The 13,997-nt window shown below is 73.0% G+C and carries 14 protein-coding genes; 11 read left to right on the top strand and 3 right to left on the bottom strand.

The features are described 5' to 3' along the window. The first annotated feature begins 21 nt into the window (after positions 1-21). Positions 22-1,173 carry an NADH-quinone oxidoreductase subunit D gene (locus HLK59_RS17905; protein WP_171142445.1) on the top strand — a complete coding sequence of 384 codons (1,152 nt, stop codon included), beginning with the start codon at positions 22-24 and terminating at the stop codon, positions 1,171-1,173. Here the strand turns inward: HLK59_RS17905 and HLK59_RS17900 are convergent. Continuing rightward, complete coding sequence (locus tag HLK59_RS17900) at positions 1,138-2,175, bottom strand: SAM-dependent methyltransferase (RefSeq protein WP_171142444.1); 1,038 nt, start codon at positions 2,173-2,175, stop codon at positions 1,138-1,140. The genes HLK59_RS17905 and HLK59_RS17900 overlap by 36 nt on opposite strands. Before the next feature lie 118 nt (positions 2,176-2,293). Between HLK59_RS17900 and HLK59_RS17895 the strand changes: the two genes are divergently transcribed. The 3 genes from HLK59_RS17895 (at position 2,294) to HLK59_RS17885 (ending at position 4,956) form a co-directional block, all read left to right on the top strand. Further along, complete coding sequence (locus HLK59_RS17895) at positions 2,294-3,493, top strand: sensor histidine kinase (RefSeq protein WP_171142443.1); 1,200 nt, start codon at positions 2,294-2,296, stop codon at positions 3,491-3,493. A 105-nt stretch (positions 3,494-3,598) separates the two neighbouring features. Continuing rightward, positions 3,599-4,270 (top strand): response regulator transcription factor, encoded by a 672-nt coding sequence (locus tag HLK59_RS17890; RefSeq protein WP_171142442.1) that lies wholly within the window; start codon positions 3,599-3,601, stop codon positions 4,268-4,270. 53 nt (positions 4,271-4,323) lie between these two features. Then, entirely contained in the window at positions 4,324-4,956 is a 633-nt protein-coding gene (locus HLK59_RS17885; RefSeq protein ID WP_171142441.1) for an AAA family ATPase, read from the top strand. A gap of 4 nt (positions 4,957-4,960) precedes the next feature. On the opposite strand, the gene HLK59_RS17880 is transcribed toward HLK59_RS17885, so the two are convergent. Then, positions 4,961-6,067 (bottom strand): DUF5937 family protein, encoded by a 1,107-nt coding sequence (locus tag HLK59_RS17880; protein WP_171142440.1) that lies wholly within the window; start codon positions 6,065-6,067, stop codon positions 4,961-4,963. Between the two features lie 154 nt (positions 6,068-6,221). On the opposite strand from HLK59_RS17880, the gene HLK59_RS17875 reads away from it, so the two are divergent. Then, positions 6,222-6,446 (top strand): hypothetical protein, encoded by a 225-nt coding sequence (locus tag HLK59_RS17875; RefSeq protein WP_171142439.1) that lies wholly within the window; start codon positions 6,222-6,224, stop codon positions 6,444-6,446. Between the two features lie 15 nt (positions 6,447-6,461). On the opposite strand, the gene HLK59_RS17870 is transcribed toward HLK59_RS17875, so the two are convergent. Further along, entirely contained in the window at positions 6,462-7,628 is a 1,167-nt protein-coding gene (locus tag HLK59_RS17870) for an aminotransferase class I/II-fold pyridoxal phosphate-dependent enzyme (RefSeq protein WP_171142438.1), read from the bottom strand. Positions 7,629-7,801: 173 nt separating this feature from the next. On the opposite strand from HLK59_RS17870, the gene HLK59_RS17865 reads away from it, so the two are divergent. The 6 genes from HLK59_RS17865 to HLK59_RS51090 all read left to right on the top strand — a co-directional run. Next, a complete protein-coding gene (locus tag HLK59_RS17865; RefSeq protein ID WP_171142437.1) occupies positions 7,802-8,731 on the top strand; it encodes a DUF2520 domain-containing protein in 930 nt (309 codons plus the stop codon). Continuing rightward, a complete protein-coding gene (gene panC / locus HLK59_RS17860) occupies positions 8,728-9,729 on the top strand; it encodes a pantoate--beta-alanine ligase (protein WP_171142436.1) in 1,002 nt (333 codons plus the stop codon). The genes HLK59_RS17865 and panC overlap by 4 nt, the downstream gene beginning before the upstream one ends. Beyond that, on the top strand, positions 9,726-11,441 hold the full coding sequence (locus tag HLK59_RS17855) for an L-aspartate oxidase (RefSeq protein ID WP_171142435.1): 1,716 nt from the start codon (positions 9,726-9,728) through the stop codon (positions 11,439-11,441). The genes panC and HLK59_RS17855 overlap by 4 nt, the downstream gene beginning before the upstream one ends. A gap of 5 nt (positions 11,442-11,446) precedes the next feature. Continuing rightward, positions 11,447-12,424, top strand: coding sequence for a carboxylating nicotinate-nucleotide diphosphorylase (nadC, locus tag HLK59_RS17850; RefSeq protein WP_171142434.1), 978 nt, complete (start codon positions 11,447-11,449; stop codon positions 12,422-12,424). A gap of 5 nt (positions 12,425-12,429) precedes the next feature. After that, a complete protein-coding gene (locus HLK59_RS17845) occupies positions 12,430-13,227 on the top strand; it encodes a type III pantothenate kinase (RefSeq protein WP_171142433.1) in 798 nt (265 codons plus the stop codon). 126 nt (positions 13,228-13,353) lie between these two features. Next, positions 13,354-13,997: hypothetical protein (locus HLK59_RS51090; RefSeq protein ID WP_240982483.1), on the top strand; the 644-nt coding region annotated here is incomplete at its 3' end.

The raw sequence follows: 13,997 nt of genomic DNA, 5'->3' as shown, positions 1-13,997 counted from the left end.
TACGTAGGACAGACTGTGTCCATGACTCCCACGACGGAGACCACGGTCGGTATCGGCGGCGCCGCGGAGAGCACCGACATGGTGCTCAACATCGGACCCCAGCACCCGTCGACGCACGGTGTGCTGCGCCTCAGGCTCGTCCTGGACGGCGAGCGGATCCAGCACGCGGAGCCGGTGATCGGCTATATGCACCGGGGCGCGGAGAAGCTCTTCGAGGCGCGCGACTACCGCCAGATCATCATGCTCGCCAACCGCCACGACTGGCTGTCGGCCTTCTCCAACGAGCTGGGCGTGGTCCTCGCCGTGGAGCGCATGCTGGGCATGGAGGTCCCCCCGCGCGCGGTGTGGACGCGCACCCTGCTCGCGGAGCTCAACCGGGTGCTCAACCACCTGATGTTCCTGGGCTCCTACCCGCTGGAACTCGGCGGCATCACGCCGGTCTTCTACGCGTTCCGGGAGCGCGAGGTGCTCCAGAACGTCATGGAGGAGGTCTCCGGCGGCCGCATGCACTACATGTTCAACCGCGTCGGCGGCCTCAAGGAGGACCTGCCGGCCGGCTGGGCCACGCGCGCGCGTGGCGCCGTCGCCGCCGTGCGCGGGCGGATGGGCGTGTACGACGACCTGGTGCTCGGCAACGAGATCTTCCGGGGACGCACGCGGGGCGTGGGCGCGCTCTCGCCGCAGGCCGTGCACGCGTACGGCGTGAGCGGGCCGATCGCACGCGCCTCCGGGGTCGACTTCGACCTGCGCCGCGACGAGCCCTACCTCGCCTACGAGGAGCTGAAGGACACCCTGAAGGTGGTGACCCGCGAGGAGGGCGACTGTCTCTCCCGCTTCGAGGTCCTCCTGGAGCAGACCCACAACGCCCTCGACCTCGCCGACGCCTGCCTCGACCGCCTCGCCGAGCTCGCGCCCGGCCCGATCAACCAGCGGCTCCCCAAGGTCCTGAAGGCGCCCGAGGGCCACACGTACGCGTGGACCGAGAACCCGCTCGGCATCAACGGCTACTACCTCGTCAGCAAGGGCGAGAAGACCCCGTACCGCCTCAAGCTCCGCTCGGCCTCGTACAACAACATCCAGGCCCTCACAGAACTGCTCCCGGGCACCCTGGTCGCGGACATGGTCGCGATCCTGGGGTCACTGTTCTTCGTGGTCGGGGACATCGACAAGTAGCGCCGCCAGGGGTGTGGCCGCCGTGTCCGGGAGGGCGACCGGCTGGAGCAGCCAGCCGAAGTCGCCGAGGCCGCCGGGCGCGGTGAGTTCGGCGGCCTCGCCGGCGCTCGCGAGGGCGCGTACGTAGGCCGCGGGCTGTGTCGAGGCCAGTGCGAGCGGGGGGCGTGCGCCTGCGAGGCCCAAAGCGCGCAGGGCGGCGCGCTGTGTCAGTACGCGCCCCCCGGGCAGTGCGCACGCGTCCAGCGCGACGTGCGCCGTGATGTCGCACGACCCGTCCGGTACGGGCGCCGTCTCGCGCCCCGCGCGGAAACCGGTGAGCGTCCCGAAGAGGGGGCGCGCGCCGAGCGTGTGCGCGTAGTCGACCGCGACCGCGAGCCCCCGTCCGACCGCGGCGACCGCGGCGGCCCACGCCTCGTCCCGGGGCAGCCCCACCTCCGCCCGCAGCCCCTCCTCGGCCGGCAGCGGCCACCACCGCGCCAGCCACTCCGCCTGCGCACCCGAGAACGGCTCCCCGAGCCGCTCGGTCCCGTCAGACCGTACGAGCACCGTGCGCGGCACCCCCGCGGAGTCGGTCTCGGCGATCTCCACGGGCACGTTGTCCAGCCATTCGTTGGCGAACAGCAGCCCGGTGATGCCGCGCGGGGGCTCGGTCAGCCACTCGATCCGGTGGTCGAGGCCGGGCGGGCGTTCGGCGAGTTCGACGGCGTACGCGCGCGTGCGGGCGGCCACGTCGGAGGGCAGCGCGGCGAGCACCCCGGTGACCAGCTCGCCGCGGCCGGCGGCCATGTCGACGAAGTCGAGCGTGGCGGGCCGGCCCAGGGCCTCGTCGACCCGGCCCAGCAGCCGCGCCACGGCCCCGGCGAACAACGGCGACGCGTGCACCGACGTACGGAAGTGACCGGCCGGGCCCTCGGGCCGGTGATAGAAGCCCTCAGGTCCGTACAGGGCGGTCTCCGCGGCCGCGCGCCAGCCACGCCATCGGCCCGCCGTCTCGTCCGTCACGCCGCCAGATTAGGCGTACAGGGGAACGGGGCCTCCACCTTGGGGAGTACGTGGGCCGGGAATGGATCGGTCCTCCGGTTGACCCCTGCACGCTTCACGCTTCCCTACGCTGGGTTACGTGCAGCGCCTCTATGACTTCCTCCGCAGACACCCGACAGGGGTCGACACCTTCTGGGCCGTCTTCCTGTTCGGGATCTCGCTGCTGAGCGGAACCGCCAGCTCGGCGGTGCGGGGCAACGACTCCCCGGCGTTGATCGTTCCGATCGCGTTCCTGTTGTGCCTGGTGATCGCGCTGCGCCGGCTCATGCCGGAGAAGATGCTGATGCTGTCGGTCGGGATCGGGCTGGCGCAGCTGGTGCTGAACGTCCAGACGATGGCTGCCGACTTCGCGATGCTGGTGATCGTCTACACGGTGGCCGCGACGGGCTCCCGATGGGCCTCCCGGCTCGCGCTCGCCGTGGGGCTGTGCGCGGCGCCGATGGCGCAGACGCGCTGGCCGCTGGACGGCAGCGCGCTGGGCAACGCCGCGAAGGCGATCTTCCTGACGGTGCCGTTCGCCCTCGCCTGGGTGCTCGGCGACTCGATCCGCACCCGGCGCGCCTACTTCGCGCAGCTGGAGGAGCGCGCGAGCCGGCTGGAGAAGGAGCGCGAGGCGCAGGCGAAGGTCGCGGTGGCCGCCGAACGCGCCCGTATCGCGCGTGAGCTCCACGACGTGGTCGCGCACAACGTGTCGGTGATGGTGGTGCAGGCCGACGGAGCCGCCTACGTCCTCGACACCGCGCCCGACCAGGCGAAGAAAGCCCTGGAGACGATCTCCTCCACCGGCCGCCAGGCCCTCGCCGAGATGCGCCGCCTGCTGGGCGTGCTGCGCACCGGTGAGCACCAGGAGGTCGGCGAGTACGTCCCGCAGCCCGACGTCGAGCAGATCGACGACCTCGTCGAGCAGTGCCGCACCTCAGGGCTGCCGGTCGACTTCAAGGTGGAGGGCACACCGCGCCCGCTGCCCAGCGGCGTCGAACTCACGGCGTACCGCATCGTGCAGGAGGCGCTCACCAACACCCGCAAGCACGGCGGGCCGAACGCGGGCGCCAGCGTGCGCCTGGTGTACTTCGACGACGGGCTCGGCCTGCTCGTAGAGGACGACGGCAAGGGCGCCCCGCACGAGCTGTACGAAGAGGGCGGCACCGACGGACAGGGCCACGGCCTGATCGGCATGCGTGAGCGGGTCGGGATGGTCGGCGGCACCCTGGACGCGGGACCCCGCCCCGGCGGAGGGTTCCGTATCAGTGCGCTGCTCCCGCTCAAACCGGCGCATTGATGCCGACGCACGCCCTGTGTTGACACCTGTAACAACCCCGCTGTGAACCCCGCCGCCGTAATCAGCAGAGCCCCAAGAGCCCGGAAGAGACGGAAGAGGAACCCGATGGCGATCCGCGTGATGCTCGTCGACGACCAGGTGCTGCTGCGCACCGGGTTCCGGATGGTGCTCGCCGCCCAGCCGGACATGGAGGTCGTCGCGGAGGCGGGCGACGGCGTCGAGGCCCTCCAGGTCCTGCGCGCGACCGCTGTCGACGTCGTCCTGATGGACGTGCGCATGCCGAAGCTCGACGGCGTGGAGACCACCCGCCGCATCTGCCAGGAGGCCAACCCGCCGAAGGTGCTGATCCTGACCACTTTCGACCTCGACGAGTACGCCTTCTCCGGGCTGAAGGCGGGCGCGTCCGGTTTCATGCTCAAGGACGTGCCGCCCGGCGAGCTCCTCACCGCCATCCGCTCGGTGCACAGCGGCGACGCGGTGGTGGCCCCCTCGACCACCCGCCGCCTCCTGGACCGGTTCGCGCCGATGCTGCCGAGCACCGGCAAGGAGCCCCGGCACAAGGAGCTGGAGCGGCTCACCGACCGCGAGCGCGAGGTCATGATCCTGGTCGCCCAGGGGCTGTCCAACGGCGAGATCGCCGCCCGGCTCGTCCTGTCCGAGGCGACCGTGAAGACCCACGTGGGCCGCATCCTCACCAAGGTCGGCCTCCGGGACCGGGTCCAGGTGGTGGTCCTGGCGTACGAGACGGGGCTGGTGCGGGCCGGCGGGCACGGCTGAGGCACCGCCCGGAACGTGACTCCCGCGTAACCGGCGCCCACTAGGGTCTGCGCATGCTTCTCTGGATCAACGGCCCCTTTGGGGGCGGGAAGACACAGACGGCGTACGAGATCCAGCGGCGGCTGCCCGGCAGCGTCGTCTGCGACCCCGAGCACGCCGGCTTCGGCCTGCGCCGCATGCTGCCACCCGAACTGCGCGGGAACTTCCAGGACTTGACGTCATGGCGGCAGGGCGTGGTCGAGGTGCTCGACCTCGCCCTCACCAAGCACGAGGGTGTGGTCATCGTCCCCATGACGGTCACCGACTCCAGCTACTTCGCCGAAACGGTGGGCCGGCTCGGCGAACTGGGCCACGACGTACGCCACTTCACCCTCCTCGCCCAGCGCGAGACCGTCGTCAAGCGGCTGCGCGAGCGCGTTTTCGGACACCTCCTCCAGTACGTGGGCGGGAAGAACGCCGGTCTGGGACGCGAGACCTGGGCCGTGCAGCAGCTCGACCACTGTCTGGAGCGGTTGCGGGAGCCCGAGTTCGCCGAGCATCTGTGGACGGACGAATCGACCGTGCCGAAGACGGCCGACCGCATCGCCGTCCTGGCCGGGCTGAGGCTGCGGCCGAACAACGAGGGCGCACTGCGGACGAGGCTGCGGCAGGTACGGATCGGGGTGAAGCACATCCGGTTCGACTGACCGGCTACCGGAGGATCCCCTCCAGGAAGTCGCTGCCCAGCCGGGCCACGACCGCGATGTCCAGCTGGTGCTGCACGTACCGGCCGCGACGGCGCGTGGTGATCAGACCCGCCTTCTTCAGGACGCCCAGGTGCCGGGATATCTCGGGGGCCGTCATCCCGTGCGCCTGCGCCAGCTCGCTCGTGGTCCAGGCGCTGCGGGCCAGGTGGCGGCAGATCCGCATCCGGACGGGGTGGGACAGGGCGGTCATGCGCAGGGCGAGCTGCTCGACGGAGGGCGGCGCGGCGAGCTCCGGGCTGCCGACCGGGTAGTGCACCACGGGCTGCCAGCCGGGCCGGTACAGGACGGCCAGGTGGGGCCAGCCGAGACTGGTCGGTACGAGCAGCAGGGTGCCGTCCCCCGTGGTGGTGCGGCCCACGCTCAGTTTGTCGACGGTGATCTCGGCGGCGGCCTCGTCCAGCGTGATCGCCGGGGACGCGGCGGCCAGCGCCTCGGCCAGGCCCTTGCGGCGCACCAGGTCGGTCTTGTGGCGGGCGTCGGCCGTGAGCTGGTGGCGCAGCCGCGACCAGGCCTCCGCGAAGAACGCCTCGTCGCAGTCCTGGAGGAACTGCCGCAGCCAGGCCCGGATCCTGGGCGGATCGGTCAGCAGCAGCTCGGTGAACCGCACCTGGCGCGGCCCCCGCGCGGCCGCCAGTTCCAGGGCACGCCGACGGCCCTGCTCGGCGTCGACCAGCCAGTCGGCCCCGATGTCGTAACAGGTCGCGCAGCTGAACTCCAGCGCCGCATTGACGAACTGCTCGTCCGTGAGCTTGTCCAGCAGGTCCAGCTCCTCGGCGAGCGTGGCCCCGGGAAGGGTGGCGCCGCCGGGGATGCCCGCGTAGGGCAGGAACAGGTCCGCGAAGGTCGTCGTCCACAGGAAGTCCGCGTCGCACATCCGGTCGGCCAGATGCGGGTCGAGGCCGGCCTGTACGCCGGTCACCCAGCCCTGGAGTCCCGGATGGTGACCCGGCTCGGCCAGCGCGTGCAGCGCCATGCCGAGCTCGGCCAAGGGGGAGGGCACGACGGCGACCCTCTCCGGCCGCAGCCCCGCGATGTCGATGCGCACGCTCATGACCTCATGGTGCACCCCGCCACTGACAACGCCGCCCCCGATTGACGGCCGCCGTCAATCGGCGCGACGTCGCCGCCGTACCGGCGCAACCTGGGATCACGGGGCAACCGCGGAGCCCGACCCATCGGAAAGCGTCCCGAGAAGGCGATTCGCCATGAGTCTCACCCAGCAGTACCTCCTCGACACCTACCGTGCCCAGCGCCTCGGGCAGCCCGCCCCGCCCGCGCCCGGCGCCCACGACTGGCAGGTCGTGCGCGAACTGCGCGACCACCGGCAGTTCCGGGCGGTGCTCGCCGAACGGCCGGCCCACGGGCGGATACGGCGGGCCCTGAGCCGGTGGCTGCACCGGCGGCCGCGGCGGCCCGCGACGCCGGCATGATCCACCGGACAGGCCCTAGCCGCTGAGCCGGGCCACGAAGTCCGCCACCGCCGCCTTCACGTCGTCGGCCGTCCACTCCAGGCCGGCGGCGCCGACGGTGACCTCGGCGAGGGCCAGACCCGGCCCGCCGCGGTCCCAGTAGCCGGTGAACAGATACGTCCCCGTCTCCTCGGCCTGCCGTACCGCCGTCTCCAGCAGCACGTCGGCGTCGTACGGCAGCCAGATCTGGAACTGGTGGGTGTGCGGCTCCTCGGGGTGCACGCGCGCCCATGGCACGCCCGCCTCGGCGAACCCCTCGCGCAGCGCGGCAGCCACCACGCGCGCGTGACGGACGTACTCCGGCAGCCTGGGCAGCTCCCGCTCCAGGCCGACGAGCGCCGACAGCGCGGTGGGGAACTGCTGGAAGGCCATCCCGCCGTACCGGTGGCGCCAGGTCTTCGCCTCCTCCACGAGCGTCTTCGGGCCGGCGAGCGCCGCGCCGGCCAAACCGTCGAGCGACTTGTAGAACGACACGTAGACGCTGTCCGCCAGGCTCGCGATCTCGTCCAGGGGTCGGCCGAAGTGGACGGTGGTCTCCCACAGGCGCGCCCCGTCGAAGTGCACCACCGCGTCCCGCTCGCGCGCCGCCTCCACGATCTCGGTGAGCTCCTCCCAGGACGGCAGGACGAATCCGGCGTCCCTGAGGGGCAACTCGAGCATCAGCGTGCCATAGGGCTCCTCGAAGTCGCGCACCTCGTCCGCGGTGGGCAGCCGGGGCTCGGCGGTCAGGCGCACCGGGCGCAAGCCGCTGACCTGGGCGAGGGCATGCCGTTCATGGACCTCGGGGTGGGCCAGGGCGTGCAGGGCGACCATCTGGTTGCCGGTGCGGCCCGCCCAGCAGCGCAGGGCGACCTGCTGGGCCATCGTGCCCGTGGGGAAGAACGCGGCGGCCTCCTTGCCCAGCAGGGTCGCGACCCGCTCCTCCAGGGCCGCCACGACCCCGTTCCCGTAGATGTCCGCTGACTCGTCCACGTCGTACACCTCGGGTGCGGCCTCCGCGAGCGACGCGAGCCGCTGCCGGATCGTGCCGCTGAGTCCTCCGCGCCACAGGACCCGCCGGGCCGCTCGCAGGGCGGCCCGGCGCCGCTCCCGCAACTGCTCCTCCGCCGACTGCTCTTCCACCTGATCCGCAGCATCGCTCATGCCTCGGATCATCCCGCGCGGCCCTTCCCGCGGGCACGCGCATTTCCCTTCACGTACGACGTGTGACAACCCACAGCCTGTGGACAACCGAACGCCCCTCGAACCAATCGCGTTAACATGACGAGAAATCGTCCGGTACCCGGAGCGGACTGGAACGGGAAGGCCGTCGTCGAGTGAGTACAAGCCAACTGCCAGACCCCAAGGACCGCCCCGCGCGGCTCACCGTCGGCGTCGTCGGTGCCGGTCGGGTGGGCCCCGCGCTGGCCGCTTCCCTCCAGCTCGCCGGGCATCGTCCGGTGGCCGTCTCCGGGGTCTCCGACGCCTCCCGCAGACGGGCCGCGCAGCTGCTCCCGGACGTCCCCCTGGTGCCGCCCGCCGAGGTGCTCCAGCGTGCCGAACTGGTGCTGCTGACGGTCCCGGACGACACCTTGCCCGGCCTGGTGGAGGGCCTCGTCGAGACCGGGTCCGTCCGGCCGGGACAGCTGCTCGTGCACACCTCCGGGCGGTACGGCACGAAGGTCCTCGACCCCGCCCTGCGCGCGGGCGCGCTGCCGCTGGCCCTGCACCCCGCGATGACCTTCACCGGCACCCAGGTGGACGTCCAGCGGCTGGCCGGCTGCTCCTTCGGGGTCACCGCGCCCGACCAGCTGAGGCTGGCCGCCGAGGCCCTCGTCATCGAGATGGGCGGCGAGCCCGAGTGGATCGCCGAGGAGCGGCGCCCGCTCTACCACGCGGCCCTCGCGCTCGGCGCCAACCACCTCGTCACCCTGGTGGCCCAGTCCATGGAGCTGCTGCGCGAGGCCGGCGTCGAGGCCCCCGACCGGATGCTCGGCCCACTGCTCGGCGCCGCCCTCGACAACGCCCTGCGCTCCGGCGACGCGGCCCTCACCGGCCCCGTCGCGCGCGGCGACGCGGGCACCGTCGCCGCGCACGTCACCGAACTGCGCAAGCACGCCCCGCAGACCGTCGCCGGCTATCTCGCGATGGCCCGCGCGACCGCCGACCGGGCGCTCGCCCACGGGCTGCTGAAGCCCGAGCTCGCCGAGGACCTGCTCGGGGTACTCGCCAACGGGACCGACGGCACCAAGGGAGATGCCGGATGACCACCACCCTGCTGCGCACCGCCGAGGAGCTCCACGCGCGCGTCCGCCACGGCCGCCGTGCCGTCGTGATGACCATGGGCGCCCTGCACGAGGGCCACGCCACCCTGATCCGCAACGCGCGCGAGATCGCCGGCCCCGAGGGCGAGGTCGTCGTCACCGTCTTCGTGAACCCCCTCCAGTTCGGCAAGGGCGAGGACCTCGACCGCTACCCGCGCACCCTCGACGCCGACATCAAGATCGCCGAACAGGCGGGCGCGGACGCCGTGTTCGCGCCCTCCGCAGAGGAGGTCTACCCCGGCGGCGAGCCCCAGGTCCGGGTCAGCGCGGGCCCCATGGGGGAACGCCTGGAGGGCTCCTCGCGCCCCGGGCACTTCGACGGCATGCTCACCGTCGTCGCCAAGCTGCTGCACCTCACCCGGCCCGACGTCGCCCTGTACGGCCAGAAGGACGCCCAGCAGCTCGCCCTGATCCGGCGCATGGTGCGGGACCTGAACTTCGGCGTCGAGATCGTCGGCGTACCGACCGTCCGCGAGGACGACGGCCTGGCGCTGTCCAGCCGCAACCGCTTCCTCTCGGCGAAGGAGCGGCGCACCGCGCTCGCGCTGTCCCAGGCGCTGTTCGCGGGCCGCGACCGGCACGCGGCGCAGGAAGCACTGCGTGCGCGGGCGCGCGAAGTGCCCGCCACACGCGCGCGTGCCGAGGCGCTCAGCGCCATAGGGGAGTCCCGCGCGGCGGCCGACACCCACGCGGTCGCGAAAGCGCTTCCGGGCGACCCCTCCGCCGTCCGCTCGGCCGCCCGGCTGGTCCTCGACGAGGCCGCCCGCCTCGACCCGCCGATCGCCCTGGACTACCTCGCGCTCGTCGACCCCTCCGACTTCTCGGAGGTCGACGACGACTTCACCGGCGAGGCCGTCCTCGCCGTCGCCGCCCGGGTCGGGACGACCCGGCTGATCGACAACCTCCCCCTCACCTTCGGAACCCTCGGAGCCGCCTCGTGACCAGCACAGGCATACGACTGCACGCGCCCGCGCCCGGGTGGTCCATCGACGCGGACGTCGTCGTCGTCGGCTCCGGCGTCGCCGGTCTCACCGCGGCCCTGCGCTGCGAGGCCGCCGGCCTGCGCACGGTCGTCGTCACCAAGGCCCGCCTGGACGACGGCTCCACCCGCTGGGCGCAGGGCGGCATCGCCGCGGCGCTCGGCGAGGGCGACACCCCCGAACAGCACCTCGACGACACCCTGGTCGCGGGCGCGGGCCTGTGCGACGAGGACGCGGTACGGATCCTCGTCACCGAGGGCCCGGACGCCGTGCACCGTCTCATCGAGACCGGCGCGCACTTCGACGAGTCCGAGGAAGGCGGCCTGGAGCTCACCCGAGAGGGCGGCCACCACCGCCGCCGCATCGCGCACGCCGGGGGCGACGCGACCGGCGCGGAGATCTCCCGGGCGCTCGTCGAGGCGGTACGCGCGCGGGGGCTGCGCACGATCGAGAACGCGCTCGTCCTGGACCTGCTCACCGACGCCGACGGCCGTACGGCGGGTGTCTCGCTGCACGTCATGGGCGAGGGCCAGCACGACGGCGTGGGCGCCGTGCACGCCCCCGCGGTCGTCCTCGCGACCGGCGGCATGGGCCAGGTGTTCTCCGCGACCACCAACCCGTCCGTGTCCACGGGCGACGGCGTGGCACTGGCGCTGCGCGCGGGCGCGGAGGTCTCCGACCTGGAGTTCGTCCAGTTCCACCCCACCGTGCTCTTCCTCGGCCCGGACGCCGAGGGCCAGCAGCCCCTCGTCTCCGAGGCGGTCCGCGGCGAGGGCGCGCACCTGGTCGACGCCGGCGGCGTGCGCTTCATGGTCGGGCAGCACGAGCTGGCCGAGCTGGCGCCCCGGGACATCGTCGCCAAGGGCATCATGCGCCGTATGCAGGAGCAGGACGTCGAGCACATGTTCCTCGACGCCCGGCACTTCGGCGCCACCATGTGGGCGCACCGCTTCCCGACGATCCTCGCCGCCTGCCGCGCCCACGGCATCGACCCGGTCACCGAGCCCATCCCGATAGCCCCGGCCGCCCACTACGCCTCCGGCGGCGTGCGCACCGACTCCCAGGGCCGCACGACCGTCCCGGGCCTGTACGCGTGCGGCGAGGTCGCCTGCACCGGCGTGCACGGCGCGAACCGGCTCGCCTCCAACTCCCTCCTGGAAGGCCTCGTCTACGCCGAGCGCATCGTGGAGGACATCGCCGCCGTCCACGCGGCGAACGGCCTCCACGCGCGCGTGCCCGCACCGGTCGAGCGCCCCGAGACCCCCGCGCACCCCCTCCAGTCGCCCGAGGCCCGGTTCGCGATCCAGCGGACCATGACGGACGGCGCCGGCGTCCTGCGCTCGGCGGACTCCCTGGAGAAGGCCGCCGAACAGCTCCAGCGGCTGCACACCGACGCCCGCGACGCCCTCGCCGAGAACGGCAAGACGGCCGAGCCCGGCGTCGACACCTGGGAGGCCACCAACCTCCTGTGCGTGGCCCGTGTCCTGGTCGCCGCCGCACGCGTGCGTGAGGAGACGCGCGGCTGCCACTGGCGCGAGGACCGGCCCGACCGCGACGACACCGCATGGCGCCGCCACATCGTCGTACGGCTGAATCCGGACCGCACACTCGCCGTACACACCACCGATACCGCAGACTTCCCCCCGACCCGGCAGCCCCTTCAGGAGCAGTGACAGACGTGAGCACCCCCGACCTTCCCCTCGCTGAGACCGGCGGTTGCGGCGACGGCTGTGCCTGTGGCGCAGACGGCGGCGAGGAGTACCTGGAGTGCGGGCTCGACCCCGCGCTCGCCCAGCTCCTGGCCGACGCCGGGCTCGACCCCGTGGAGGTCGAGGACATCGCCAACGTGGCCATCCAGGAGGACCTCGACCACGGCGTGGACGTGACGACGGTCGCGACCATCCCCGAGGACGCCGTCGCCACCGCCGACTTCGTCGCGCGCGAGGCGGGCGTCGTGGCCGGCCTCCGGGTCGCCGAGGCGGTCGTCTCCGTCGTCTGCGAGGACGAGTTCGAGGTCGAGCGGCACGTGGAGGACGGCGACCGGGTGGAGGCCGGGCAGAAGCTCCTGTCGGTCACCACGCGCACCCGCGACCTGCTCATCGGGGAGCGCAGCGCGCTGAACCTGCTGTGCCGGCTGTCCGGCATCGCGACCGCCACGCGCGCGTGGGCGGACGTGCTGGAGGGCACGAACGCACGCGTGCGTGACACACGCAAGACGACGCCCGGCCTCAGGTCGCTGGAGAAGTTCGCGGTGCGGTGCGGCGGCGGGGTCAACCACCGCATGTCGCTGTCCGACGCGGCGCTCGTCAAGGACAACCACGTGGTCGCCGCCGGCGGCGTCGCCCAGGCCTTCAAGGCCGTACGGGAGGCCTTCCCGGACGTGCCGATCGAGGTCGAGGTCGACACCCTGCACCAGCTGGGCGAGGTCCTGGACGCGGGTGCAGACCTGATCCTGCTCGACAACTTCACGCCCGCGGAGTGCGAGGAGGCGGTCGCGCTGGTGCACGGGCGGGCCGCGCTGGAGGCCTCGGGGCGGCTCACGCTGGACAACGCGCGCGCGTACGCCGACACCGGCGTCGACTACCTCGCCGTAGGCGCCCTCACCCACTCCTCGCCGATCCTGGACATCGGCCTGGACCTGCGCGAGGCGGAGTAACCGCGATGCTGCTCACGATCGACGTAGGAAACACGCACACCGTCCTCGGCCTGTTCGACGGCGAGGAGATCGTCGAGCACTGGCGCATCTCCACGGACGCCCGCCGCACCGCCGACGAGCTGGCCGTCCTGCTCCAGGGCCTGATGGGCATGCACCCGCTGCTCGGCGAGGAACTGGGCGACGGCATCGACGGCATCGCGATCTGCGCGACGGTGCCCTCGGTGCTGCACGAGCTGCGCGAGGTGACGCGGCGGTACTACGGCGACGTGCCCGCGGTGCTGGTGGAGCCGGGCGTCAAGACGGGCGTGCCGATCCTCACCGACAACCCCAAGGAGGTCGGCGCGGACCGCATCATCAACGCGGTCGCGGCGGTCGAGCTGTACGGCGGTCCGGCGATCGTCGTCGACTTCGGTACGGCGACGACCTTCGACGCGGTGTCCGCGCGCGGGGAGTATGTCGGCGGGGTCATCGCGCCCGGCATCGAGATCTCCGTGGAGGCGCTCGGGGTGCGGGGCGCGCAGCTGCGGAAGATCGAGGTGGCCAGGCCGCGGAGCGTGATCGGCAAGAACACCGTCGAGGCGATGCAGTCCGGCATCATCTACGGGTTCGCCGGGCAGGTCGACGGGGTCGTCGAGCGGATGTCCCGCGAGCTCGCGGAGAATCCGGACGACGTCACGGTCATCGCCACGGGCGGTCTGGCACCGATGGTGCTGGGCGAGTCCTCGGTGATCGACGAGCACGAGCCCTGGCTGACGCTGGTGGGGCTGCGCCTGGTGTACGAGCGGAACGTGTCACGCATGTGAGGCACGGGTGCCGGCGCGCGTCCGCCCGGGTGGCTCCGCCCGCGCCACACCCGCCCCCTATGACGAGTTTGTCTGATTAGCGCGTACTGTCGCCGCATGCCCACGCCATACGGATCCCGCGGCGGCATGGCGTTCGGTGTGGAGGAGCTGCGTGTGCTCCGCCGCGCTCTCGCCCTTGCCCTTCACCCCCGAACCGCCTCGGCCGAGGACGTTCAGGACTGTCTCCGCCTAGCCGACTCCCTCGACGAGGCGATGCGCGAGGGTGCCCGGCTGCGTGCCTTCCTGGTGGCCGACCTCGCCCGGTACCGCGCCGCCCTGCCCGGCACCGCCGCCGGCTACCTCACCCTCCTGGAGGAGGCGCTGAGCGCCGGTTACCGCCCGGAGGTCGACGACCTCGCCGCCCTGCGGGCCCTGCGCGGCAACCCCGTCGCGGCGGCCCTCCTCGACCGCTGTCTGGTCCTCGCCGAGCAGGACGTACGCGCCCGCCTCGCGCGCGGGACGGCCCGGCGGACCGCCCCGGCCGTCCCGGCCTCCCGCCGGCCGCGTCCGTCCTGCTCGGCGATGACCCGCCAGCGGTCGTGGCGGGCCCCCCCGACGGGGTTGCCGCGCACGGCCCGCCCGCCGGCGCGGTCGTCGACCTCCCGGCCGCAGCCGGCGCCCCGCGCCACCTCCCGGAGGTTGAGGCAGCCTGCGCCGCTGCCGGGCAGCCCGGCGCGCTGCCCGGAGCGGTCGGCCCCCACCGCGGCGCCCAGCCCGGCACCGCCACCCAC

Origin of the sequence: Streptomyces sp. S3(2020), from assembly GCF_013044505.1 — a bacterium.
GTDB lineage: Bacteria > Actinomycetota > Actinomycetes > Streptomycetales > Streptomycetaceae > Streptomyces.
This window is presented reverse-complemented; position numbering and strand designations above follow the sequence as displayed.